The sequence below is a fragment of the Massilia sp. 01N417 genome, from assembly GCF_056399645.1.
In genome coordinates this window covers 1-591 of record NZ_JBFTRS010000063.1, presented here as the reverse complement: position 1 = coordinate 591, position 591 = coordinate 1, and the positions used below count along the sequence as shown (strand labels likewise).

General features: G+C 65.0%; 2 pseudogenes. Both read left to right on the top strand.

The features are described from left to right. A pseudogene (locus tag AC1DOQ_RS26940) lies at positions 1–130 on the top strand (electron transfer flavoprotein subunit beta/FixA family protein); the annotation flags it as partial. 18 nt (positions 131–148) lie between these two features. After that, positions 149–591 (top strand): annotated as a pseudogene (locus AC1DOQ_RS26935) (electron transfer flavoprotein subunit alpha/FixB family protein); the annotation flags it as partial.

Sequence of the window (591 nt, the reverse complement as noted above, 5' to 3'; positions counted from 1 at the left end):
GGGTGTGGACGTGACCCCGCGCCTGAAGACCCTGAAAGTGTCGGAACCGGCCAAGCGCTCGGCCGGCATCACCGTGCCGGACGTGGCGACCCTGGTGGCCAAGCTGCGTACCGAAGCCAAAGTTATCTAAAGAATATAAGGGAAGATCATGGTCGCACTCGTTATTGCTGAACACGACAATGCCTCGCTGAAGGCCGTCACCCTGAACACCGTGACCGCGGCCGCCCAGTGCGGTAGCGACGTCCACATCCTGGTCGCCGGCTCGGGCTGCGGCGCCGTCGCCGAACAAGCCGCGAAGATCGCGGGCGTGGCGAAAGTGCTGGTCGCCGATGCGCCGCATTTCGCCGATGGCCTGGCCGAGAACGTCGCCGAGCAGATCCTCGCCGTTGCTGGCGCCTACTCGCACATCCTGGCCCCGGCCTCGGCCTACGGCAAGAACATCCTGCCGCGCGTGGCCGCCAGGCTGGACGTGGCCCAGATCTCGGAAATCACCAAGGTCGACGCCCCGGATACCTTCGAGCGTCCGATCTACGCCGGTAACGCCATCGCCATCGTGCAGTCCAGCGACAAGGTCAAAGTGATCACCCGTGC